Origin of the sequence: Candidatus Liberimonas magnetica (genome assembly GCA_020523885.1) — a bacterium.
GTDB classification, from domain to species: domain Bacteria; phylum Elusimicrobiota; class Endomicrobiia; order Endomicrobiales; family JAFGIL01; genus Liberimonas; species Liberimonas magnetica.
In genome coordinates this window covers 183,356-209,988 of sequence record JAJAPY010000003.1, presented here as the reverse complement: position 1 = coordinate 209,988, position 26,633 = coordinate 183,356, and the positions used below count along the sequence as shown (strand labels likewise).

Here is a 26,633-nt window from a genome sequence, read left to right as displayed (position 1 = left end):
GAGGGTATTATGCTTAAGTATTTAGTTTGTATTTTGCTTCCTGTATGTTTTTTATTAAGTAGTTGTGCAACAGACGGTTCAAAAAGCCGTGTATCGAAAGACGGTGAGATCGCAAGAGAATGGACCGAACAGGGGATCACGGACAATTTTATTTTTGCAACAGGCATAGGTGCCGCTGACCAGACGATGACGAGTAAGACGCAGAAAATGGCCACTTCCCGCAACGCTGCTATAGTTGGTGCTCAATATAACTTGTTGTCGCTGGTTAAAGGAGTAAAACTTGAAGGCGGTATTACGGTAGAAAAAGCCATGGAAACAGATTCCCTCCTTGCTACAAAGATAGATGCAGAAATAAAAGGCGCTGAAGTGGTAAAGTCGGAATGGACAGCAGATGACGGCTGCGTAACTACCATAAGGCTTCCCAAAACCAGGCTAAAATCAATGGGCCTGAATGTAAAAGATTTTAAATAAGATCACTTCAAGCTCAAACTTTTAGGGTTCAAAAGAGATTTAAGGTGAATGTGTTTTGTTCACCTTAAATCTCAAATTATTTTATTTGGGGATACTGAATATGCTTAGATTGAACAACGTTAGTCCGTTATTGTGTGCTTTTATTGCGTTTGTTTTAATTACATCAGGTTGTGCCTCAGGGCAGGTTAAAACTGCACCGCAGGGCTATAAAGTGGAAGTTGTGGAGGCAGAAGGTTTGGCCCCTTTGGGGGATGACTTAGGGCTGGCACGTAAAAATGCCATAAACGAAGCACAAAAAAGGGCCGTAGAGTCAGTTGTAGGAGTTTATGTATCAGCAGCTTCGCTCGTTTCCAAAGCCCAGATGCTCGAAGACAATATTACCAGCCAGACCGAAGGGTATATTCAGGATTACAAAATAATAAAAGAGAAAAAAGACAATGATTTTTACAAAGTAAGCATAAAAGCCTGGGTTAAAAGCGAAGATTTGAGCAAAAAATTATCGGAAATGGACGTTAATCCCAAGAAATACGGCAACCCGCTTATGTCGTTCTGGATTAACGAGAAGATAGATTCACAATCTCAAAACTCGCATCTGGCAGAACTAAGCCTCATGAAATCATTCGTAGATGCGGGTTTTGTGGTCTCTGACCAGAAACCGCAGGAATACTACTCAAGCGCTTCTGCTATTTTAAATGACAATACAGATAACCTGCAGAAGTTGAAAGCAGATATCGTGGTTATCGGAGATGCGGATTCGACGTTTAACACTGACCAGGGCCTCGGCGGATTGGTGTCTTACAGGGCAAACCTCTCTTTGAAGATACTTATGACCGCTACAAAAGAGATAATCACAACAAAGAACACAGTCGCAAGCGGAATAGACATCAACAAGCCAGCGGCTGCAAAAAAAGCTTTAGAAGAAGTGGCCCAAAAAGTTTCTATAGGCATGCCTGATGAAGTCTTGAAATACTTGAAGGAACGGGCATTCTCGTCGATCGTTATTAAGAACGTGAAAGACATTGCTCAGGTAAAAAAGATGATCAACAGCATAAAGACCTTCCCGACCGTGAAGGACTGCTGGGTCAAGAACTACTCCGAAGGCGTAGCTGTTATCTCTCTTGACCTGAAACGCGGTGCTTTAGACGAGGTTTCTAAGATGCTTACCATAAATGAAAATTTTAACATTAAGATAGCGAACAGCGGTAAGTACGAAATAGAAGCTGAAATTCTTTCTGAGAAAAAATAGATGTAGATGTATAGGAAATGCAAAATGCAAAATGAAAAATGCAAAATTAAGGTGTCCGCTTTGGCGGATTTATTTAAATTAATCCCGCAAAGCGGGATACCACTATTTTTCATTTTACAATTATCATTTTGCATTTAAGTTATGCCGCCTTGGGCGGCTATAACTTGAGGGGTTTTTATATGAAAAAACAATGTTTTTTGTCAATGTTTATCAGTATGATCGTTTGTATTTTTACAGCTGTTGCATTTTCTCAACAGCAGTATTTTGTAGGATGCATTGATAATATGCGCGGAGATGTTAAGATATTCAAAGCTTCAAAGAACTTATGGGTGCCTGCCCAAAAGCTGATACCTGTTGAAGAAAAAGATACTATAAAAACCGGAAAACTATCTTTTTGCCAGCTTATATTAGATGATGGATCTGCATTCAGGCTTGATGCAGACAGCCAGTTAAACCTTCAGGAGCTTAAGATCGAAAAAAAGAATGATGTAAAGGTACAGACTTACCATCTAAAAGTAGATTTTGGAGTGCTTCTTTCGGTATTCAACAAAAAAGGAGACCAGGGCGCAAAATTCAAGGTCCGAACTCCTATCGCAGTCATGTCTATAAGAGGCACGGATTTCGCTGTTTCAGTGAAAGGCAATAAGACCCAGGTCGGATTATTTGACGGAGAGATGGGTGTGGCAAGTTCTGAAAATGAAAACCAGGAAATCGCCCTTAAACCTGACCAGGAAGTAAATATCGCAAAAGGCAAAAGCCCTGAAAAAAGCGATTTTTTATCGTCAAACATGCAGAAACAAAAAGCACGCTGTCAGAAACTGAAAGAATTTGCCGAAGAGCAGCGCAAGAAGCTGAAAGAACATAATAATTATATTCAGGACAGGATAGCGCAGAGAGAGAAACACCTGAAAGAATGGGAACAGAAAAGAGAAGAAAAATTACACGGTACTCCGGCTAAAGAGGAACAGCAAGAAGAAGCAGTACCTGCAGAAAATGAAAATAAAACATCTGGAACCGTAGTGCCTCCAGCTAATGAACCGGCGGCAGTCCCCCCTTCACAGGAGAATATGGGTGGTGATAGTAAGACGGAGCAGAAACCTGCAGATGCGCAGGAAAAGAAATAGGAACCATTAAAAAACCCAACAGTTCCTTAATTACGGTGATTAGCTTCTTTAGATTACAGTGATTAATTGAATATAAAAAGAACCGCAGAATTTTAATATTTCTACGGTTCTTTTTTTGTCGCAAAGAAAATACTTTTTAAGTGTCGAAGTATCACTGTAATCGGAAGTTAATCACAGTAATCAAAGGCCGCTGAATCTTTTGAAAAAGAGGTCTTTATTTAAGGAAACTGTTTGTTACTAGTTTTTCCCCGCTGGCGATTATGGTTTTTGTATGTTTTAAAGAGGGTGACTCGCAGTAGACACGAATGACGGGTTCTGTGCCCGAAGGCCTTAGGAGCAGCCAGGAATCGTCTTCCAGGACAAACTCTATGCCGTCATAATCTTTTACCTGTTTTATTTTAAGGCCTGCTATTTTGTCCGGGGTTTTTAATTTTAAGGTTTGGACGAACTCTTCTTTTGTCCAAGCCGCATTTTTGGGTTTTTGAAAGTCAGTCCTTAAATATGAAGATGTCCCGTAATCTTTTTCTATCTCTTTGCGTATCGCAGACAAAGACTTCTTTGTTGCGGCAAGCATTTCTATAAGTACAAGCGAATTCAATACTCCGTCGCGCTCAGGCAAAAAATTGCCGTAGCCGTAGCCGCCGCTTTCTTCGCCGCCTATCAGAATATTTTCGGTTAATATCTTATCTGCTATATATTTAAACCCTACGGAAACTTCTTCCCATTCAAGGCCGAAATCCTTTGCTATACGCTCGCTCAAATATCCGAGAGATATCGTTTGGACGACTTTGCCTTTTAGGTTTTTATATCTGCAAAGGTAATAAAGCAGGATCGGAAAAACCAGGTGAGGCGGATAATAAGTGCCCCTTTCATCTACAACACCTATCCTGTCAGCATCTCCGTCAGTTGCAAGGCCGATGTCGGCTCCGTTCTGCTTTACGGATATTTTCAGGTCTGAAAGATAACCTTCTATCGGTTCCGGGTGCAGGCCGCCGAAATTAGGGTCTAAAACACCGTGTATTTCTATAGCCTTGCATTTAGATTTGTTGAATATCGAAGGGATATAGCCTACAGCGGCCCCATACATAGGGTCAGATATTATTTTTAAATATTTTCTTTTTATAAGTTTTAGGTCAACAAAAGAAGAAATAGCTTTAAGGTATACGGCTGTAAGGTCCCTGGTTTCGATACTGCCGGTTTGTGGAGTTATGTCCGGTTTGCTGCTTAAAAGCTCTTCGATCCTTTTTGTTGCAGAAGACGGGGCTGAGGACCCGTTGCGGGTTTTAAACTTTATCCCGTTAAATTCTGAAGGGTTATGGCTTGCGGATATGACTACCCCCCCGTCCGCCTTGCTTTTTACGATATTTAAGGAAACCGCAGGGGTTGAAAGGAAATCGCTGCTTAAGATAACGATGCAGCCGGCTTTTACAAGCTCATTACCTGCTGCTGCGGCAAAATCTTTTGAAGCGAACCTTGTATCATAACCGACTATCACCTTAGGAGCTGATTTTGTATTTTCTTTAAGGTATAGCCCTATAGCGCCAGCTACTTGTCTTACGTTATCAAAAGTAAAATCGTCGGCAATTATTCCACGCCAGCCGTCGGTCCCGAATTTTATAGCTTTCATTATTTTTCCTGATTTTATTTTGCTTAATTCTTAGAGCTTATCACTTAATACTGATTCTATTGTAATCGTCGTCAATGCGGACTACATCCGTGAGTTGAGGAGTGGAGACTTCTATCAACCGGCAGTCTTTCAGTGCTTGCATCCTGTGGATAGTTTTTGGAGGCAGGTGAAATGCTGTACCAGGCCTTATTATTCTTGTTTTAAGCTGATCAGGTTTTTTTCCGATTTCCAATTTTAAAAGGCCATAGTCTAACAGCATGCTTTCTTCTTTTAATTTATGGTATTGGAGGCTTGAACGGTGGCCTTTTCTTATTATAAGGATCTTGCCTGCATATTTTTTTGACAAGGCAAACCACAATTCTCTTCCCCACGGTTTTTTTACGACCTTAACTTTTTGCATGTAATTCATCCTTTTATTGTTTTTAATTAAGCCCGGCAGGAAACTCTGGAAATAAATGCCCTAATAGCAGGACTCCTAACACTGTGGGCATATTTCCGCCAGAGCATGAGCCATTATTATAGAAAAATATCACTGATTTGACAATAGCTTTCATTTTTGGTTTAATTTCTCATCATGAAAAATACAAATAAAAAAACACAAAGGCCTGGCTGGGACGAGTATTTTATGAAGCTGGCTTTCCTTGTCAGCGAAAGGTCCACTTGCTTGAGGCATCATGTCGGAGCAGTCATTGTTGCCGACAAAAAGATTCTTACAACCGGGTATAACGGCGCTGCTGCAGGGGTAAGGGATTGTCTTGAGCTCGGTTGTTTAAGAGATAAGCTGAAGATACCTTCAGGTACACGGCACGAGATTTGCAGAGCCATACATGCTGAACAAAACGCCATAATCCAGGCCAGCCTCCACGGGATAAGCATAAGACATGCAACTATTTATTGCACACATTCCCCCTGCATTTTATGTGCTAAAATGTTAGTCAATGCAAGAATTAAAATATTTGTAGCATGTCAGGGTTATGCAGACCCGTCTTTTAAAGAGCTTTTCAAGGAAGCCGATATAGAGTATAAACAAATGAAAATGCCGGACCTGAAAATATCTGTACTAGAGTAACCAAGCCAATACCGATGCGGGATCGGTACTGGTTAGAGTGTAAAGAGAGAAAAAAATGTATATAGAAACAAAGGTAAAAAGAAACTTCATGGGACGCTTTAACTATGGCGATGATTTGCTTGATAAATTAAATAGTTTTTGCAAAGAACATGGTATAAAAATCGGGGCTGTTCAGGTGATAGGAGCTGTCCAGAAAGCAAAGATGGGTTATTACAGCCAAAGCGAGAAAAAATATACCGGTTGCGTGGAATTAGATAAAAAACTTGAGATCGCTTCCTGTATCGGGAATGTTTCTCTAAAAGATGAAAAGGTTTTTGTGCATGCGCACATAGTCCTGGCTGATTATGACGGAAAGGCATTTGGCGGGCATTTAATGCCCGGTACTATAGTTTTTGCAGCAGAGTTTTTTATACAGGAAATGGAAGGAGAAGCTTTAAAAAGAGTCCCTGATCCTTCCACAGGCCTGCCGTTGTGGAAATGAGTAAGTTCGGAGACGAGAGTTCGTAGTTAGTAGTAAAAACGAATTTTTTTATTTTTATCTCCGAACTAATCACTCCGGACTATTGTTACTGCCAGGTTATCAGCTTCGGAATATACAGGACCTGGCCTTCATATTTTGGAAGTATCCTTACCACATAACCGCAGTGCCCTATTCTATCGCCTTTAATGACAGCTTCATAAACATATGTTCCGTCCTGAGATTTTTCCGCAAGTTTCATTTCATTAATAATGGTATCGCTCATTCTGTTCCTGGAATCAAGGTACCCGAAATAAACCTGAACGCTCACATCTTCAGGCACCAGGACGTCACCGAGTTGTACTTTTGCACGTATATTAAATGTTTTTCCAAGGATCAGTTCACTGTTGAGGTTATCTTCAACCTTCAAGATATTCATTTGCTGCCAGTTATCGCATGCCTTCTTTTTCCACTCTGCCTTTCTTTTTGCAGGTTCAAAACCGTTTGCAGCCAACTTCCAAAACCGGGAGTTTGACGGGTTATAGAACTTCCTTGTATATTCTTCTATCATGCGGTTTGTGTTAAAGCCCGGGCATATCGAGCTCATTGATAATTTCATTTTGCTCGTCCACCCTCTCGGCAATCCGTCGGGCCCACGGGAGTAGAATAACGGAATAATATCTTTTTCAAGGATATCATACATCGCTTTGCTCTCAAGTTCATCCTGATAATCGGTATTTTCGTATTCTTCTCCAGAACCTATGGCCCAGCCGTTGTCAGGATTGTAAGCTTCGCACCACCAGCCGTCAAGAACGCTGAAATTCAGCGTTCCGTTGGCTGCGGCTTTCATGCCGCTTGTACCTGATGCTTCATACGGCCGTCTCGGGTTGTTTAACCATATATCCGCGCCCTGTACCATATAATGAGATACGCTCATATCATAATTTTCAAGGAAAACGATCCTGTCGCGCAGGTCAGGGTCTCTTGCAATATGAATTATACTTTTTATAAGCTCTTTGCCCACATTGTCATTCGGATGAGCCTTCCCGCCAAAAATGAACTGGACAGGCATATTTTTCTTTGTAACCATTGATTTTAGCCTGTTTATATCCCGGAATATAAGGTTTCCTCTTTTATATGATGCGAACCGCCTGCCAAAGCATATCGTCAAAGCTTCTGGGTCTAAAACCTCTTCGGCAAGGTCTATCTCGCTTGGAGAAGCGCCCCTGTTCTGAAGCTGGCTTTTCAGCCTCTTACGGGCAAATGTTACCAGTCTTTCTCTTCTTCTTTCATGGCTTCTCCACAGTTCGGCATCAGGTATCTGCATTATCCTTTCCCAGATGCTTTGGTCTTCGGGCTCATCTTTCCAGGTCGGCCCCAAATACCTGTCAAAGAGCTGTGCCATTTCCCTTGAGATCCAGGTAGTGGTATGGATCCCGTTCGTTATATGGGTAATCGGGACCTCTGATTTGGGCAGTTCCGGCCATATGCCCGTCCACATGTTCCTTGATATCGTTCCATGTAACCTGCTGACGCCGTTTGCGGAATCAACCATTTTTAAAGCAAGTATAGTCATGCAGAATAATTCATTTAGATTTGCCGGATTTTGACGTCCCAAAGCCAGGAACTCTTCTTTTTTCAGCCCGAGTTTTTTATAGAGAGGCGATAAGTATTTGTCTACCAGAACAGGGTCAAAAGTTTCATTGCCCGCAGGTACGGGTGTATGAGTAGTGAAAACGCAGGAAATCCTCACAACTTCCGCAGCCTGTTCAAATGTGATCTTTTGGTCGGCCATTAAGGACCTGATTTTCTCAAGCAAAAGGAATGCCGAATGCCCTTCGTTTATATGTATAACAGAAGGTTCAATGCCGAGAGCTTTAAGCGCTCGCATGCCGCCGACACCAAGCATTAATTCCTGCTTTATGCGCATCTCTCTGTCGCCGCCGTATAACTGGCCTGTTATTTCCCTGTCTTCCAGCTTGTTCTCTTGAACGTCCGTATCTATCAAATATAGCGGGATGCGGCCTATTTGAAGCCTCCAGATCTGGGCATAGATCTTCCCTGTAGGGATTTCAACGAATATTTTTAAAGGATTCCCCTGCTGGTCCTTTTCAAGCATGAGCGGCATTCTAAAAAAATGATTCTCTACATATTCTTCCTGCTGCCAGCCGTCATAGCTTAGGTACTGCTTAAAATAACCGTATCTGTAAAGCAAGCCTACACCTACCAGAGGAAGCCCCATGTCGCTTGCTGATTTTATATGGTCACCTGAAAGTATTCCTAACCCGCCGGAATATAAAGGAAGGCTGTCGTGCAGGCCGAATTCTGTTGAAAAATAAGCTATTTTGCAGTTTTTGTTATCAGGAAATTCTTTTTCATACCAGGTTGTAAATTCCATGTATCGTTTCATGTCATGTTTTATATGGTCTAAATGCGAAACAAAACTGTTGTCCTTGGATAATTCATTAAGGCGCTCTTCCTTTATTGCGCCAAGAAGCTGAATAGGGTTGTGGTTCACTTCTTCCCATAAGTCAAAGTCTACACGCCGGAAAAGTTCAAGAGCATCGCTGTTTGACACCCACCAGAGGTTATAAGCTATCTCAAGCAAAGGTTTCAGGTTATCAGGCAAAGACGGGATGATCACATAGCCCTTGGAGTTTTTTACCGGGTACTTTTCAAGTTCCTGATTAAATAAATCTTTTTTCATAATTGTTATCTCCGTTTTAAATTGAGATTGCTGAAAAAACCCAACAATCTCTGATTACAGATTTTACTGATTAAGTCCAGTCACTGTTTCTGTATAATCTGATTTTATAATATGTGTAATCAGACCGTTGAGGACTTTTTCAAAGGCCTTAAACTGATAATTTCTATTGAATTATCAGTTTAATAGGCTATAATTATATTAGTAGTTTACTAAATTATATTTTAAATTTCAATTTTTTTCATAACATTTTCTTAAATTTTACATATAATTTACAATTATTTTATATATATTATATATATTTTTATTAATATAATACTATGAATATTTTTAAAAACCCAAATATTATCCTTATAGTTTCAATTTCCATAATATTGGTTTTTAATACATTTTTTCCTGTATTAAATTATTCCGTTGAAACAAATATATTAAACAGTGCAGTAAAATGCCAGGAAGCTGTCCTGGAATATCTTACATTTTCAACCATCCCTATCACAATAGTAAACCGTATTTTCATTAATGATAATCACGGAAACAGTGTTCAACCAAGTGCTTCCCGGCCGGCAAATAAAGATAATAAAAAAAATGAAAAGCAGACTCCTGACTCTACTTTAACAACTACAAATACCGACAGTGTAAACGGCAGGCTAAGTTCGATAAATAAAAAATCAATATCTCCCAACCTAAACTTTTCAGACAAAAAACTCTTGACTAGATTTGACTATAGGACACTGTATGACCCAGGGCCGGTGCAATTTTTGCTTATCTTGCTTTTATTATTTTTGCTTCTTCCCAGGAGCGGTATTGAAGCTTCAGTAAGATATTCTTGCTTGACAGCCTATAAGGCCAAACAGATTTATTCTGTTTGGTTTTTTTATTTATTCAAAAAGACCTGCAGGGAATTTTTCATAAAATCAGTTGCTGTATTTACCCTTGTTTGTTTTATTATTTCTTCGGTCCTGGGCCAGGGCTATGCATCTCTGGTACGGGATGTTAAGGAAACAAGCAAAATTGTCAGCAGTTTAAATGAGTTTTCTATTCCCTATACTACAGGAAGGATAACTGACGCATACTCTGCAAAAGGGGCAGGGGACGGCCAGGAAACAATAGTTGTAAACATACAACAGCTGCACAACCACCCGGAAGTAGAAAGGAATATTTCTAAGATATTGACCATAATCGGGGATAAATATAATTTGTCTAAGGTCTATGTTGAAGGCAGTACCGGGAGATTAGACACTTCCTGGGTCAGGCTTATCAAGGATGAAAAACTAAGAAAAACCCTCATCGAGAACCTCCTTGACACAGGTATGCTGACCGGAACAGAGTATTACTCAATAATAAAAGACAAAGATGACCTGCTTCTGGGCCTTGAAGATAAACAATTGTATGACAGCAATATAGCCAGGCTGAATAAAATATTCAATAAAAAACATGAGATAAAAATGAAGCTGCCGCAGATAAACGATGAGCTTTTTACGCTTCAAGAACAATATTTTAGCAAAGGCAATAAAAAACTCGAAAAGATACTGAAAAAACACAAAGACGGAAAGATAGCTGCGAAAGAATATTATGGAAAACTGCTATTCCTTGCTGGTAAATCCGGCCTTGACCTCCATGCTTATAAGAATATCAGGTCTTACATTGAAGTTAGTAAGGTGCAAAAAGACCTTAAGTATAAAAAGATAGGAGAACAGCTAAGAGAGCTCTTAACTACTCTGAAAAGTAAACTGCCTTACAGTACTTACAGGGCCTTAATGTCCAAAACAGAAAACATGTCGCGCCTGGACGAGCTTTATGCCTGCCTTATAAGGATAACAAAAGAATCCCAATTTGATATGGCAGTAAAATATAAAGAACTGGGACAGTTTTTTACCTATATTGAATTAAATAACAAGATAAACCCTGTTGAACTTGTGGCCGAAGAAAAGAAAATTATCAGGGAGCTTCACTTCAGAATGTCGAAAAACAGGTCGGAAGAGGAAGTGGTTTTTGTAATCGATTTTTTCAAGAACTCTATGGAAAATTATCTTGATAATAAAATGTCAGCTCGCGATTATGAGTATTTCAGGCAGAATATCGATGAATTCAGAAAAACCTGGGATAAATACATCGAAAATAATAATATTACCGGCCTTGATTCATATTATTCTTTATTTGACGAGTTTTATAATACAAATATTGAAAGAAATAATGTTTTTGTAAACAGGATACTCGGCCAAAATACCCCACTCTCCGGTTCCTCGGCAACCGAAAGTGGAAAAAATACGGACAACGGCATACGTCTTATTCCACAATGCAATCACTCCAGGGAAGTAATAGTATCTCTTGATAATGCAAAGGAGATAATCGTAATAGTTTCAGGCGGTTTTCATACAGAAGGAATTTCAGATTTATTAAAAAGCAAGAGAATATCATACCTTACAGTCACCCCAAATGTTACAAAAGACACAAAATTTTCCGAGTCCCTTTATAATGAATTAATAGCAAAACAGGCAAAAGAGGCAAGCGTAGCAAGTGCGGAATTCGGGCAGGAATCGGAATTTGTGGATAATAAACCCGAAAGCCGAAAGCCGAAATCCGCAACACAGGAAGGTACGATAGCGGGCAGGCCCATTACTGAAGAAATACAGGGGCTTACTGAACAAAGAGCTCTCCAAATAGCTTTTCAATATTACCTTATGGGTGCAGTGGCGTACGGCAATGATATGACGAATGTTCAGCTGGCAGACTACTTTAGTAATTTAGAAAATAACAGGAAGATCGGTTTAAAAATTAAATATGACGAAAAAGCATCCTGTTTTACAGTCAATTATGGTGCGCAATATAATTTTACGTATTCAATAAAAGATCTTGATAGGGAGCTTAGAAATACGGGTAAGAAAACTAAAAAACCTGATGTCAAAAAAACTTCCCATGTCTCTCCTAAAAATTCATTGATAATGGCGGGCGTATTAATAGGAGTTGAGGTGGTGGTGTTGGCGGGTTTTATTACTTTTTTTGGCGTGCTAAGCACAATCTCGGCACTGGCAGTTGCGTTGTTAGCCGGAATAATTGGCGGCACATTCATTAATTCAAAAAATAAATTTAGCAAGTATTTCGTGATAGCGCTGACAACTATTTCGCTTTTGTCTATACCCATTACCGGTGCGGCCTTAATGGTTTATCAGGCTGCTGCAATAGATAAAGCCCAAAGGCAAGCAAAAGAGGTGATCAAAGGCAACACAGAATCATGGGCTGAAATTGTGAAAAGGATCACCGAGACCAGGGAATTCCTTGAAAAAAAATACAAGTCAAGAGACATAAATTTTGAGGATGCACCTTTAGCCGGGTTTGCCTTTGTAAAGGCTGCTGAAAAAAAGGCAAGGATAATCTATATAGATTATCTGGCATTTTCATATCTGCCTGATTTTCTAAAAGTAATGATAGTCGAGTACCATGAGAAAGTCCATTTCAGGACAAAAATAGAGCTAATTGCTTATTTACGAGAGGCGGCTCTTTCCTTGCCAGCTTCAGTTTCTCTTATGCTGGGCTCCTATAATAATTCCGAGATGCTTCAGGGAAGAGTCCGCTCTTTAATGGGTAACACAGCCCTTAAACAGGATGAGGTATCTCTGGATATCAGAGATGAAATGCTTGCAAATATAAAAGATGCAGAGCTTAGGATTGTGTTTGAGGACAATGTGTCTCCCAGGCACGAATTCAAAAAGAAAAAAGACAAAAAAGGCAAGCAAGAAGTGATATTATATCTGAATAAAGATGACATAAAAGCTTTAGAGAACGAGAAAATATCTCCCAGCTTAGGCCTCTTCATAAAAAAAATAATCAATTCCGAAGAAATCCTCCCGCGTGCACCCCCTCTTAATGCAAAGGGTGACAGAGACAAAATAATAGAGTTTATTAAATCAGGTGAAATTCAACTTTATGTCTCAGACATTGACGGTACCTTGCTGGCAAAGGGCATGGATAACAGAATATCTGATGATAACCTTGCATTCCTTCACGAGATCTTGTCACTCGGCATCCCTGTTGTCTTGATGACAAGTTCATCTTTGGAAAGAGCCCAGGTAAAGGTATTAAATTACATAAGAGAAGATTTAAGGAATAATATTTATTTATATGCATGTAACGGTGCGCAGAGATACAGATATAATAAAGAAAAGCAGGCTTTTGTAAGCGAAGAAGGGGACGTAGATGATTTTGAGCACGAACAAAAACTCCTATTTTATAAGCTGGCAGGGGAGTGCTGGAAGAAAGTTACCGGGATGGATGTTCCTAATACTCCTGTAATTGAAAGGATGCATGATAAAACAGAAGTTGCTCCTAACTACCCGTTTAACTGGGTTGATATTATGCCTGGAATAGTAAGGTTTGAAATAGAACCGGGAAAACTTAGGATATTCGTTCATGAGGACTATGCAGAGTATTCTAATTACAAAAAAGATGAAATTGATCCTGCAATTTTCTGTAATGAGTTTAAATATTCTAATAATTCTGAATCCATAATTGAAATTACAATTATAAATGAAATTTTAAAAAGAAAAGGTATTTTCTTAGAAAATCTAGAGCAAATTACAAAGGAACAATTGGCTGATGCTTTTAATGATTTGATCCATATACCGAACCTAACTGATATCCTTTCTGGTACAGCAGGTATTACAACATTTACTATAGATAAGGAATGTCCAATACCTACAATTATCAAGAATAAGCAAAGATTAGCTAAAATCTCCCCAGGTGCTTTGGCGCTAAGCCAGGAAAGGGCAGCCACTACAAATAGATATTGGAAGGAACTTAATAATAGTTTTGCAGAGCACGGCTTGGATATCCCGCTTGATTTTGATAAAGGCCACCCATTTGCCCAGGGGCACATGGTAGGCAATTATAGAGACCCGGTAAACCAGCTCATCTATGCAACCCCATACACAAAGGCAACAGGCCTGAAAATTGCAGCTAAGATGTTCGGTTGCAGCCGGCCAAAGATACTCTTTACCGGAGACAGAATGTCTAGTAAAGACGGGAACGATTATCATGCACGGGTTACCGGTGTAATAGGAGTTGAAGTTGAAGATTCAACCCAGACAGGCGAAATAATGGAGGCGCTTGCAGAATATAGAAAAGCAATATTGCTTGAAATATTAAAAGCTATGGATACTGATGTATTGACAAAAGAGCTTAATAAGATAAATGGAATCGGCCCGAAAATATCTGATTATATTGTTAGGAACAGGCAAAAGTTTACCGATATACACGAGCTTGAGACTATTCCCGGGTTTAGGAAAAAATATCGGGATGTTTTAAGACTGCTTGCAAATAACCTCAATGCTGCACGGACCATTAATAGCAAAGACGAGCTTGCTTATAGTCTCCTTGAAGTTCTGGAAAAAGAAATTCACTCATTATCTATTATTCCTGTCCCTGCCAGGACGGCTTTTTTAGAAAAACTAATGAGCTTGGACAGCCTTGACGTTGATAATTTCCTTATTTACTCGGAAATACCGAAAAGTATCTATGACTCAATTGATTTGATATTCGGCCTGGAAGGCGATTATCCCGATTTTAAAGAAGACATAGATCTGGTCAGGGAACAAACATACAAATTATTCTCCCAGCTTATAATCAACGTCAAACCCGAAGATAGGCTTGAGTTTCTTGTTAAGTATAAAAAATTTGAAAATATACTGATCCGCGACCTTATAGGCATATCGTTAAAGAGCAGAAAATTTGCTTTTGTTCCTCATAATATAAAACATATTATAAGAATGCATAACCAACTGCTTCAGATCACCCAACAAACACCGAGTAAATACCGCAATAGGCTTGAACAAAGGTATGGCAGCGGTTATATGGAACTGTTGTCATTTTTAGGGCTGCTTCATGGCATCGGTTATTCTAAGGTTGATCCCACCAACCCTTTCAGCTATGATGATTACCGGGCAAAAAGTGCAGAAATGATCAGGGATGACTATTTAGAAGAAATTCTTGATTTTTTACCGGAAGATTTGAAGGGGTATCAAAACTATAATATAAGGCATGATTTACTTGAGGCTGTAAAATATCTTGGCAAATTTAAAAACCAAAAATTCAATGTTGATAATACATTCCTTTTCATTCTTACCCTGGCAAATGAAGCGACTCAAAGTTCAAGAAGGCTTGAAAATTGGCAGAGAGAGCCTTACTATATAAGCCTGCTTGAAAGGATACAGCTTGATAAGAAATTTATTGAAAAATCATGGAATTTAGCGGAAATTTCAAAAGAAATTAAAGCGCTTGAAAAAGCAAGCCTGTTTATAAGGCTATTTAAGGTTTTAGAAATAAAAAAGTTAAAGGCTAAATACAGGGTTGATTTTGAAGATTATCGCAAATATACCATGGATCTGGGAATTAAGTCCCTTGATGAATACAGGTTGAAAAATCCAAAAGCAATTAGTGATGAGGATTATGAAAGAATCAAAGAATCATTTACCAATATAAGCCAGGAAGGGTACTTTTACTTCTTAGGTGCTGCAAATATAGCTGATATAAAAATTAATTTTAATGAAAAAACAGGCAAGTTTATTATGAATTATGAGCTTATAGAAAACCCCCTACATTATGGAAATCTTTTAAACCTGGAATTTTTAAGCGAATATTTAATTGACAGAGCCAGAAGAAGGATCTCTCAGCTAAATAAGATATACAAAAGGGATAAGGCTGAAGTGAAGACTTTCAGGCCAAGAGACGAAGACCCGGTGCGCGAATTTATCGAAACCCTTCCTAAAGCCGAGCTTCATTCGCATTTAACAGCCTCTGTGAATGCTCTTACCAGGTGGAAACAAGTGCTTGCAAAAGAGGATCCGCTCTCTTGGATAGAAGAAAGCAACGAAGAAGCAATATATATAGTTAAAAATGCCATTGAATGGCGTGAAATTGTAATTGATTCTGTTAATGAATATCTTGAAAAAGTAAATCTTCCGCCCATCAAAAGCGATATCGAAGAACAAGAACTTTATGACCTTATAAAAGGTTTGCCTGCGGATAAACCAGCCTTGGCCAGCCTAGTTAAAACCATAGAACTGAATTATAAATCTTATGCACTTTTCCTTCATAAATTCATTAACTTGGTTGAATACAAGAGTATGGGAGGAAGCTTGCCCGAGTTCCTGAAAGTAGCTGATTTTTCAAAATCCGTTACAAAGGGAAAAACGCCTGTACAAGTCAGGGCGGATATGAGAGAGAGTGCAAGGGTCATAGCTTTGACAAATTACAGGAACGGCGTACGCTATATGGAAGAAAGGACTTCATTTTATGGTGATTATACCGAAGAAATGCTTGTTGCAACATTCCTGGGCATGGCCGAAGGTTATGATGATGCTGAAAAAGAGATTGCACAAAACTTAAAACAAGGCGAAGCGGGACTGACGTGCAGGATCATCCCATCGTTTATGAAGCCTATAGGCCCGCTTAAAATGCCCTACCTAGAGCAATTCAGAATCCTTGGGAAGATACTTAAAGAAAACCCAAAAATAAGAAAAAGAGTGGTGGCAATAGATGCTGCACATAAGGAAGAAGGAAATCCGCCCCGGATATTTCTTGAAGCTGTCCGCCAGTTCAGCACTGAACTTGAAAAATACGGCTTAGAAACACTGCCGATGACCTATCATGTCGGGGAGAGTTTTGGAGATGCCCCCCTTGATTCAGCTTTGATGCATTTTGAAGAAGTGATGGCGCTTTCAACTGATAGAATGCCACTTAAAAGAATAGGCCATGGAGTAGCGATCGGCTTAAATTTTAAGAAATATATAGGGGATAATAAAATAAAGGATTGTGAAATCGAGGAAAGAATAGCGACTGTTAAATGGTTGTTAGATTTACAGGAAAAGCTGGCAAAATATAATCCCGGATTTAAAATGGATAGGAATGCCCTTCTTGAAGAACTTGACGATTTAAATATATTAAACGGTATTTTAACTAACCCGGGAAATAAATTCAAAGACAAAATAATAAGCGGTGAAACTACGATAGAAGCTGTGATATTAAATCTTGCGATATCAAAAAAAATATCAGCACAAAAGAGGAAATCTATTTTAAGCAGGATCAATTTTACGGTAGATAAAGAAAAGAAAAGATTGAAAGCGAATATAAAAGTACGCTATACTCCTGAATTGGTCTATAACCTTGAACTAATAAGGGAATATTTGCTTAATAAGATTATAGAAAAAGATATTTGTATAGAATCAAATCCATCTTCCAATGTTTTTATAGGTCCATTTCAATCTTATAAGGACCATGTAATAGGGTTTTTCCTAAATTACAAGCACACCGGCAGGTTCTCTGAAAATTCCGGTGAATATAAAGGAAGAGAACTGGAAGTGTCTGTAAATACTGACGATTCAGGAGTTTTTTCGACTACCATCAACCAGGAACTCTATGCCATAGCTAAAGCTTTTAACCTTACATATTCAAGGATTCTAAAACTTGCCCGTACCAGTTTTAAACACAAATTTGCTGATGTTAAGTCGAAGGATGAAGAGGAGATTATAGAAAGTAGATTCAAAAGAGCAACGGAGTTCATCCAATCATTTTCTTCTGAGGAAATTCAGGATACGGTTATAAGGGAATCTACCTCTATAGGAAGTGGAAGCTATATATTCGGAAATTTCAATACAACTCCGTGGAAATACGGTACTCAAAGCGAAATAGATAAAATAACCAAAGCTGTGCAGCGTTTAAGAGGCCAGACAGCAGTGTTTGATTATAATGATATTGATAAAATCGCTGTAGGAGAAAAGCTGACGGATATTGAAGCTTTCCTTATAGGCATTCAGGAAATTGATATCTGGGCCAGGGTGAAAAAAATAAACATTATTTTAATAGAACAGGACCAGGCTTCTGCGGCATTTGATATTCATTCGGGTGTAACGTTCAATACCATATATATTAGAAAAGAATATTTTAACAAACTCGAGCCTAGAGAACTGAGCGAAGTGATTAAAAATGAGATCATTAATCTTGTCATAAAAGAAAGGCTTTTAAAAGCTCATTGGAAACACTCACAAGGAGTAAAACCGGCATCTGTTAAGGGCTCCTGGATTGCGTTCGGTGCTGCAGCCGGGATAAGTGCCGCTGCTGTGATAGGTTTAATAGGTTTGTTCGGTTTAGCAGGTGCCTTGGGCGCGGTAGCTGTTTCTTTTCTTTCAGGGATATTTGCTGATAAGTTATCCAAGTCTGATAAGAGCTCTAAAGTAGTAATGGCTGTATTGACAGTCCTGTCGTTACTGATAACACCATTAACCGGTTCAGTTCTTATGGCCTATCAGGCTGTAAGCATTAAGAAAGCTCTAAATGACAGTTCCCCCACCCGGGCCGGGCCTAATAAGATTGCAGATGAATTAACACTCACGTATAAAGTTGAAATAAAAGATAAAAAAGACCTTCCAGCAGGCGAGGAGTTCAAAAAAGGCGAAATAGCAAAAGTAGTCGAGTCAGTGCCAAATGTAATTTTCATTGATGCCGCAGCGTTTAGTAAACTTTCCGAGCCTCTACAAAGAAGCATAATAGAACACCACGAAAAAAAACATTTTAAAACAAAACATGAATTTTTTGCCTATGGGAACCAAATAATACATTCACAATCCATTATATTTATAAAGTTCCAGGAACTGATCAATCTAATTAATTTTCATATAGTTCATACCGCTGCTTTTGCAGCAGGTAATGCAACTGGTTTGATAATGTATGCTACCGGAAGTAATTTAGCGAAAAAAGATGACATTATAGAAAAAATAAAAGAAGACAAATTTCTAAGAAAGAAATTATCTCCAGATAAATTTGAAACAGGCGATAAAAGGGAGCTCGGTAAAGGCGCTTTTGGAAAGGTTTTTGCAGGAGCGGCAGGTACCTATTATAAAACCGCATTTGTCGGTGCTCCCGGACTATTGCGTGCTAATAAGGATGCAATCGAAGAAGCAAGGATAGTGGCTGAACTAAATTCCAGGGGTTTGAAATTGGAGCAAGGATTTCCGGAATTAATTGAGATAGGAGTAGATGATGACGGAAAAGTGTGGACTAAGTATGCTGGCATAGAAAATGGAAAAGATTTATACAGCAGCTCATGGAAGTCGTTGGATAGCCGCAAGAAAATAGAAGTTCTTGTGAAGGCCTCAAAGACACTTGAGTCTATGCACCAAGCAGGTTATTGGCACAATGATTTTACAACAAAAAATATTTTGTTTAATGAATCTGGCGACGTGATGCTAATTGATTTTGGCATGGCAACAAAAATTGGTAATTTTAGCCTATTTGCCTTTTTAGAGAGATTGATCTTTTTTATGAATAAGACTGGTATTTTGGATGTATATTGGGCAGGTAAGACCATAAAGGAAGCTTTGAGCGAAGAACATTTTAAGAATGAAAGGTTAAATAGATTATTAGAAAGTATTAAAAGCTCAACCCTATTATTTAACGGCACTAATTTATTTAGGGCTGACAAAAGCCAACAAGCAACAATGACTTATGTAAGGGAACAGCTTGAAGAAGTCCTTATGGAACTAAACGGAAGCCCAAAGCAACAAAAACAAGATGAGGCAAGTCCTTTACTCAGCTCTATTAAAATCCCGGATGAAAACTATTCTGGTATTTCAAAACAGAAGCTGTCTTCAATAATTGATGCTGTATCACAATCCCGGCAAAAAAGAAATGTTGCTGCAACTCTGAAAAAAGTACTAAAGAGTATAACCGGGCCGAAGGCTGTGTTAACCGGAAAACTTAGTGAGGATTCTATCCTTGGGCTCATTAAGCGAATTTATCCTAATGCCAGAATTCCTATTAAAACAATTGCTCCGGGTTTGTACAAAACAAACTGGGTGGTATCTTCTTTGGAATTTAATGACGTAGATTTTAACAATACAAAAGTTTTAAAGGGTCTTGGTATTAATTCGTTTTATATAACAACAAAAGAATCTTTCTTGAGGGCAAGGCCGGATGCCAGGGTGGATAATCTGGCTATCAGGGGATTATCTATAGCCGAAATAGATAACGTTAAAGTTGTTTGCGTGGATTCCCCTCCTAATTTGGAAAATCTGAATTTGGTTTTTTCAAATGCCCTAAGAAACATTAATGAAAACCCCGTTATAAAAGAACGGCTTGGAATGAAAGACGGCAAGATAGATATAATTCAGGCAAGTTATGACATAGATGCAAATATGAAATATGATTTTTCCACAGAGGTGCTGGTCTATGACGGCAGCCGTTCGGATACTGACAAAGGGCCTAAAAACAAGAGCGATTATGACATGATTATAAATAAAGAAGATTCAATTAAGAAATATCATCTGATAGAAACGATGTTAAAGATGAAGTCATCCTCCGGCTACTCAAAACCAGGTTCGGTACTTTCTACAACTGTTGATTTACAAAAAGATTCATTGGATCATGTAAATTCTTTGGCTTTTATTGAAAACCTTAAACAAGAACACATAGATACGATAGTCTTATCTTCCCTTGCAATTGATGCCCTTAGCAGAGAAGAGCTCATAAATATAAAAGGAATAATTGAAAAAACCCGTAAGGAAGGAATGCGGGTGGCGATGGATTGTGGCCAAGTTGATTTGAAAGAAATAGGTGATAAGATCGATAAGCTCCAAGAAAAGCTTGGCGCCTTTGCCCTTGACGGCTATATTATGGATGCATCGGATACTACATTGACCATTGATGAAATCAAAGATCATTTAAAGGTAATAAGGACTAAAATAAGCAGGGGTAATCCTTTTAGTGATTTATCGGTAGAGTTTCCTCATGCGGTTCTGAATAACGACCTGTCAAAATTCTGTGAACTAAACAGCATAAAAGTAGTGTTAAGTATTTCGATAGATGATAATGTAGATGCAAGCCTTATAGATAAAAATACCTATTTGCGGTTTAAATCTGAAAAAGGCTACGATATTGATATTAAAGACCTGGCAGAGTTTAAAAATAAACTGCAGGATTTGCTTATTATAAGCCAATTTTCAATGAATTTGGAACTTCCTTATGAAGTAATTGAAAAGGGAGTTGAACTTTTCGGCTCTTCTAACAGTTTTTCAAGGTTTATTCTGGATAATTTAAAAGAAATAGAAAAGAAGTTATCGAAAGATCCAAAATATCAATTTGAAAGAGGTTATACAGAGGCTCTTAAGGTTCCTGATAAATTATTGCCGCCAGCCAGTGCTGAAATGGCCATAATCCTTATATTGAAAAAGTATTATGAGCTTAAAGAACATGCTAAACTTCCAAAAATAAAAACCGTTTCTGATTCATCCAGTTTAGAAAATGACATGTACCTGCTGGGTGATATAACTGCAGAATTCAAGAAGCATAAACAAATAGATGACCTGTTGAAATTATTGGATTCAAGGAAGGTTGAGTATGCCGTAGGTTATGTAAGAGGTCTATTTGAAAGACTTGAGCAAAATAAATACATTGAAAGTAACAGGCCTTTTGCTGATGAGAACGGTATATATACGAAATTCTTCGGGCAGTTAATAGCAGAGGCTAAACTTGCTTATGATATTTCCGCAAATGATAAAATAGAAGACATAATAAAGAAGTTAAATGATTCGGCACAAAAGCCAAGCGTTGATGCAGATGTCTTAAATATAGTCCGTAGATTGAAAATAGTTACTGAAGATGAAAACAGCCCGATAACTCCTATTGAAGTTCACCGCCTGGCTGTAAAAGCTCTAAACCCATTGATAGGCAATATTAGTTCTTCAAAATTTGATCCGGCAGCGATGCCTGATTCAATAGCCATATCTTTAGAGCTCCTTGCTTTCTATGTAGGCAGGGAAGAAAAAGGTTTAGTAGATAAATTCAAGAATAAGACACTTGAGGCAATGCCCGCTGCTATAAGAGCGATTAAGTCAGCAGCTTAAAGGCAGCACATAGGGCATAGTGCAAAGTACAAAGTATAAAAAATAAAAAGCGAAAAAGAATTCATTCCTATTTCGCTTTTTTTATATGCTATTAAGATGTAAGTATGTTGTGTTTTTTATGGTTTCACTAAGAACTATGTACTATGCACTGAAGTTAAGAGCGGGCGATGGGACTTGAACCCACGACCTTCTCGTTGGCAACGAGACGTTCTACCACTGAACTACACCCGCATGAACTACAGCAATAAGCTATAAATTATAAGTTTCAAGTAAAGGCAAAAAAGCCAACAGGAATCGGCTACTTCTTACTCCAGAATCCGCAAGATATATTTTTGTCTATAATTTCTGCCGGCATTAAATGCCCGTAACATTCGTTTTCAGCGTCAAGATTTTTGCATTCCCGGCACTTTACAGACCATTTTCCAGTAATAAAACCTAAAATCATGCAAAGGTATCTCATTTTACCCCTCCGAAATTAAGGTGTTTCTTTTGGTTTCACTCTAAACTCTAAACTTATTAAGTGCTGGGGGCGGGACTTGAACCCGCATCTCTTACGAGACACGCCCCTCAAACGTGCGCGTATGCCAATTCCGCCACCCCAGCATTTACAGTTAACAGTAATCAGTTACCAGTGACCAGAGGGACAACACCCAAAATCGTTCCCATTGACCAGTCTTTAAGGTTCATTGGTCACTGGTTACTGCTCACTGGTCTCTGTTAAGTTATTGTCCGGGTACCGGAGGCTGAGGAGCTTCTACCGGAATCGGGATCCTTGATGTAACAGAACTGAATTCTCTTCTAGAAGTCGATATAGTAAGGAAAAGCGACGTCAAAATGAACACAATAGCCATTACTACGGTAACTTTTTTAATAAAGATCATTCCTGAAGGTGCGCTAAACAGCTGGTCAGAACCGCCTCCTCCAAATAACCCGGCTATTCCTCCACCTTTTCCTGATTGAAGAAGAACTATTAATACAAGTCCTATACAAACAATTACATGAAGAACTACTACCATTACATACATAATATTACCTCACACGGTTTTATTCTATCAAAAAACTATATTTTAATCAATTAAGCACCGTATTTATTCAGTTTTCCGGCATTGGCCAGTGCTAATGCCATAATACTCTGAGCAGATATTCTCCCGAGCCCGCCTGTAATGCATTCTTTTTCATTAAAGCTCTTAGAGTTGTCTTTACGGCAGAACTTTGCACTTATCATTAAAGGAACAGGGTGCCAGGAATGCCCGTGCCATACAGCCGGAGTTGAATGGTCCCCGGTAACAACAACTACTGAAGGGTTCAATTCAACGAGGGTTTTTATAGAAGCATCAGCTTCCTCTATGGCTTTTACTTTTCTAGAGAAATCCCCATCCTCGCCTGATGAATCAGTTTGTTTTATATGAATAAAGAAAAAATCGTATTTATTAAAGTTTTCCTTTAAGGTTTGAAACTCACTTTCTATCGTTGTCCCGGTCTTTAACACTTCCATGCCTACCAGCCTTGCAAGCCCCCTATACATTGGATAAAGAGCTATAGCAGCTGATTTAAGCTGATATGTATCTGTAAATTGCGGTATATCTATCATCTTTGAGAAACCCCTTAGGAGTACTGTATTTGCCGGCTGCTCATTTTTCAATCTGTCATTGGCTATTTGAATGAATTTGGTGACTATTTTGGCAGAAAATTCGGCATTTTTGTCTAAGTTTTTTACTGGCAGGGCTTTCAATCCCTCTTTTTGAGGGTCTGTATCAGCCAATTTATCGCTTAAACCTTCACCGCGGAAAATAACAGAAAAACGGTGCTCTTTTACAGGCAAAACAAAGGTCTTTATGCCTTCGATAACTATGTCTTTTAATATTTCATTACAAAACCTGGCGCTTTTATCGCTTGCGATTCTTCCCGCTCTTCTATCTGTAATTATTCCGTTCTTATCACAGGTGGCAAAGTTGCCGCGGGCTGCCAGGTCTTGTTTTGTAAAATCAAAATCAATCCCTAAAGTATCCAAAAGCCCGCGGCCGATCTCGTGTTCCAACGGATTATAGCCGAATAAGGCCACATGAGCCGGGCCTGAACCAGGAGTTATGCCGGGTGCGATCGGATCCGAAAAGCCGCATATACCGTTTTCTATAAACTTATCAAGGTTCGGGTGTTTTGCGCTTTCAAGTTCAGTCTTTCCGGTTTCATTCGGCAAACCTCCTAGCCCGTCAAAGACAAGCATAACAATCTTGTTTTCGTTAGTAGTTACCAGTTTCTTTAAGAATTCCTGAGTTATCATGTTTTGCCTCTAATAATCACCGTAATCATTACAGTTATCACTGTAATTTAAAATTAGCGATGCTAATTTATTTGTCCGGGAGCACGGCTATGCCCGGGAGTTCCTTGCCTTCAAGGTATTCTAAAGAAGCGCCGCCGCCTGTAGATATATGCGTTATTTTTTTATCTACGCCGGCTTTCTTTACTGCGGATATGGAATCTCCTCCACCGATAACCGAAACCGCTCCTTTTTCTGTTGATTGAGCGACAAGTTTCGCTATCTCAATGGTGCCTTTTGAGAATTCATCTATTTCAAATACGCCCATGGGCCCGTTCCACACGATAGTCTTAGCCTCAAGTATTACCGGTGCTATCCGTGCAATGGTCATGGGACCAATGTCCACGCCTATGAAACCGTCCGGTATTTCCGCACCTTCGGTTGTTTTTATTACTCCAGAGGCGTCAACTTTCTTGTTTGCGAAATCTATTTTGTCTACTATTACGTGGTCAAGAGGAAGGAAAAGCCTTATCTTCTTATCTAAAGCGATCTGCATTATTTTTTTTGCTGTTTCGATCTTGTCAGGTTCAAGCAGGGAGTTGCCTATAGAAATCCCTTTTGCCAGTAAGAATGTGTACGCCATTCCTCCGCCAATTATCAAGGAATTTACTTTGTTCATCAGGTTTTCAATAATGCTTATTTTATCCGATACTTTTGCTCCGCCAAGAATGGCCAGGTACGGCTGTTTCGGGTTTTTTAGTTCATCGCCTAAAAACTTTATTTCCTTCTCCAGAAGGAAACCCGCAGCTTTTATTTTTATGTATTTAGCTATTCCTGCTGTGGAAGCGTGGGGCCTGTGGACTGACCCAAAAGCATCCTGGACAAAAACTTCCCCAAGTGATGCCAGTTCTTTTGAAAACTTGTCATCATTTTTTTCTTCTTCAGGGTGAAACCTTAAATTTTCAAGGAGTAAGACTTCGCCGTTTTTCAGCTGTACTGCCGTTTTTTTAACTTCTTCCCCGACACAATCCGGCGCAATTTTGACTTCTTTGCCAAGCAGTTCACTCAAGCGTTTTGCAGCAGGCTTAAGGCTCATCTTTGGATCTACTTTTCCTTTCGGCCTTCCAAGATGCGACATAAGGATTATAGATGCATTCTGTTCCAGAATATACTTGATCGTAGGAAGTGTGGCTACAATACGTTTATCGTTCGTGATCTGGCCTTTCTCATCCAAAGGAACATTGTAGTCGACTCTTACGAGCACCTTTTTACCTTTCAGGTTTATGTCTTTGATTGTTATTTTCATCTAATTTCCTCCTGCAAACTACGCTTAGTAATTTCGAAACTACAATTTCGAAATCCGAAAAAAACTGCAATATCAAATTGTCTAAATCCAAAAACACCAACTTACATGCTTGAATTTATCTTTTTTCTGTTTTGGTTATTGAATATTTTTTCGAAATTCGTGCTTTAATAATTGAACTTTACCCATCATTTTGCGGAAATATATTTAATCAGGTCAACTACTCTATTGGAATAGCCCCATTCATTGTCGTACCAGGAAAGAACCTTTAAGAAATCGCCTTCGATAATTTTGGTGCTTAAGGCATCTACTATGGAGCTTAAAGCGCAATGATTGAAATCTATTGAAACAAGGGGTTCCTCTGAATAGCCGAGAATACCTTTCATCTTGCCATTACAGGCTTCCTTGAAAGCTGCATTTATTTCTTCTACCGACGCTTTCTTGGAAAGTTTCATTGTAAGGTCTACAACGGACACATTGGCGACCGGTACTCTTATCGCAAATCCATCAAGCTTGCCTTTAAGTTCAGGTATAACAAGGCCGATTGCCTTTGCGGCTCCGGTTGAAGTGGGTATCATCGAAAGCCCGGCTGCCCGCGCTCTTCTTAGGTCAGAATGGACCATATCCTGTACTTTCTGGTCATTTGTGTAAGCATGGATAGTGGTCATTAAACCTTTTTCTATTCCCCAATTGTCATTGATCACTTTTGCAACCGGGCCAAGGCAGTTTGTGGTGCATGACGCGTTAGAAATTACATGATGGTTTTTAGGGTCATATTTATCTTCATTACAGCCCAGGACTATTGTGATGTCCTCACCCTGCGAAGGGGCAGAAATAATAACTTTCTTGGCCCCGCCTTTAGTGATGTGATTCTCTGCCCCTTTGACTACTTTCCCCTTTTTGTTTACTCCATCTTTTTTGATCGTAAAAAGCCCTGTTGATTCAACTACTATTTCAACCCCTGCATCCTTCCAGGGAAGCTCTGCCGGGTCCGTCTTCTTGAACACCTTTATTTTATTGCCGTCAACCATTAATTCATCTTCACCGCTTGCTTTTACTTCTCCAGAGTATGTCCCGTGAACCGAGTCATATTTAAAAAGGTGCGCATTTGTTTTTGAATCCGTTAAGTCATTTATAGCTACCAACTCCAGGTTGTTGTCCTTTCTCTCCAATATTGAACGAGCTACTAAACGTCCGATCCTGCCAAAACCATTAATGCCGATTTTAATTGCCATTTGCTTCCTCCCTTATTGTTTTTTTAGCCCTTTTTTATGAAAAAAGAGTATATAATAAAAATTCAGTAAAGTCAATAATAAGTTATTACATGCGACATGAAAACCTCCGACTTCTGTCGGAGGATGCCCGGCCTTCGTAGCCATAAAGGCTACTACGGCGGAGTAGGCAATGCAAAATGATGTAGTCCCTAAAGGGATTCCGTCAAATCAAATTAATGAAGTCACATTAGGCTGCGTTATTAAAGAAGCT

General features: G+C 39.0%; 14 protein-coding genes and 2 tRNA genes. 6 read left to right on the top strand and 10 right to left on the bottom strand.

The window, feature by feature from the left end:
• The first annotated feature begins 9 nt into the window (after window positions 1–9).
• The 3 genes from LHV68_03935 (at window position 10) to LHV68_03925 (ending at window position 2,841) form a co-directional block, all read left to right on the top strand.
• Complete coding sequence (locus tag LHV68_03935; protein MCB4791017.1) at window positions 10–471, top strand: hypothetical protein; 462 nt, start codon at window positions 10–12, stop codon at window positions 469–471.
• 100 nt (window positions 472–571) lie between these two features.
• Window positions 572–1,717, top strand: a complete 1,146-nt coding sequence (locus tag LHV68_03930; GenBank protein MCB4791016.1) for a hypothetical protein — start codon at window positions 572–574, stop codon at window positions 1,715–1,717.
• A gap of 179 nt (window positions 1,718–1,896) precedes the next feature.
• Window positions 1,897–2,841, top strand: a complete 945-nt coding sequence (locus LHV68_03925; GenBank protein MCB4791015.1) for a FecR domain-containing protein — start codon at window positions 1,897–1,899, stop codon at window positions 2,839–2,841.
• 214 nt (window positions 2,842–3,055) lie between these two features.
• Here LHV68_03925 and LHV68_03920 read toward each other — a convergent pair whose 3' ends face one another.
• Window positions 3,056–4,468 carry a phosphoglucomutase/phosphomannomutase family protein gene (locus LHV68_03920; protein MCB4791014.1) on the bottom strand — a complete coding sequence of 471 codons (1,413 nt, stop codon included), beginning with the start codon at window positions 4,466–4,468 and terminating at the stop codon, window positions 3,056–3,058.
• A gap of 40 nt (window positions 4,469–4,508) precedes the next feature.
• Complete coding sequence (locus tag LHV68_03915; protein MCB4791013.1) at window positions 4,509–4,895, bottom strand: cupin; 387 nt, start codon at window positions 4,893–4,895, stop codon at window positions 4,509–4,511.
• 147 nt (window positions 4,896–5,042) lie between these two features.
• On the opposite strand from LHV68_03915, the gene LHV68_03910 reads away from it, so the two are divergent.
• Together LHV68_03910 and LHV68_03905 are read left to right on the top strand one after the other, a co-directional pair.
• Window positions 5,043–5,537, top strand: coding sequence for a dCMP deaminase family protein (locus LHV68_03910; protein ID MCB4791012.1), 495 nt, complete (start codon window positions 5,043–5,045; stop codon window positions 5,535–5,537).
• A gap of 55 nt (window positions 5,538–5,592) precedes the next feature.
• Window positions 5,593–6,018, top strand: a complete 426-nt coding sequence (locus LHV68_03905) for a DNA-binding protein (GenBank protein MCB4791011.1) — start codon at window positions 5,593–5,595, stop codon at window positions 6,016–6,018.
• 85 nt (window positions 6,019–6,103) lie between these two features.
• Here LHV68_03905 and glgP read toward each other — a convergent pair whose 3' ends face one another.
• The gene (glgP, locus tag LHV68_03900; GenBank protein MCB4791010.1) at window positions 6,104–8,701 is read right to left on the bottom strand and encodes an alpha-glucan family phosphorylase; all 2,598 of its coding nucleotides are present in this window, start codon (window positions 8,699–8,701) and stop codon (window positions 6,104–6,106) included.
• A 317-nt stretch (window positions 8,702–9,018) separates the two neighbouring features.
• Here glgP and LHV68_03895 point away from each other — a divergent pair, with 317 nt between their 5' ends.
• Window positions 9,019–21,588, top strand: coding sequence for a protein kinase (locus LHV68_03895; GenBank protein MCB4791009.1), 12,570 nt, complete (start codon window positions 9,019–9,021; stop codon window positions 21,586–21,588).
• Window positions 21,589–21,747: 159 nt separating this feature from the next.
• On the opposite strand, the gene LHV68_03890 is transcribed toward LHV68_03895, so the two are convergent.
• The 7 genes from LHV68_03890 to gap all read right to left on the bottom strand — a co-directional run bounded on the left by LHV68_03890 (window position 21,748) and on the right by gap (window position 26,383).
• Window positions 21,748–21,819, bottom strand: a tRNA-Gly gene (locus tag LHV68_03890).
• Window positions 21,820–21,886: 67 nt separating this feature from the next.
• Window positions 21,887–22,048, bottom strand: a complete 162-nt coding sequence (locus LHV68_03885; protein MCB4791008.1) for a hypothetical protein — start codon at window positions 22,046–22,048, stop codon at window positions 21,887–21,889.
• Window positions 22,049–22,109: 61 nt separating this feature from the next.
• Window positions 22,110–22,191 (bottom strand) — tRNA-Leu (locus LHV68_03880).
• 119 nt (window positions 22,192–22,310) lie between these two features.
• On the bottom strand, window positions 22,311–22,613 hold the full coding sequence (secG, locus tag LHV68_03875; GenBank protein MCB4791007.1) for a preprotein translocase subunit SecG: 303 nt from the start codon (window positions 22,611–22,613) through the stop codon (window positions 22,311–22,313).
• A gap of 50 nt (window positions 22,614–22,663) precedes the next feature.
• Entirely contained in the window at window positions 22,664–23,869 is a 1,206-nt protein-coding gene (locus LHV68_03870; protein MCB4791006.1) for a 2,3-bisphosphoglycerate-independent phosphoglycerate mutase, read from the bottom strand.
• Between the two features lie 67 nt (window positions 23,870–23,936).
• Complete coding sequence (locus LHV68_03865; GenBank protein MCB4791005.1) at window positions 23,937–25,151, bottom strand: phosphoglycerate kinase; 1,215 nt, start codon at window positions 25,149–25,151, stop codon at window positions 23,937–23,939.
• Between the two features lie 185 nt (window positions 25,152–25,336).
• Window positions 25,337–26,383, bottom strand: coding sequence for a type I glyceraldehyde-3-phosphate dehydrogenase (gap, locus tag LHV68_03860; GenBank protein MCB4791004.1), 1,047 nt, complete (start codon window positions 26,381–26,383; stop codon window positions 25,337–25,339).
• Window positions 26,384–26,633 lie beyond the last annotated feature (250 nt).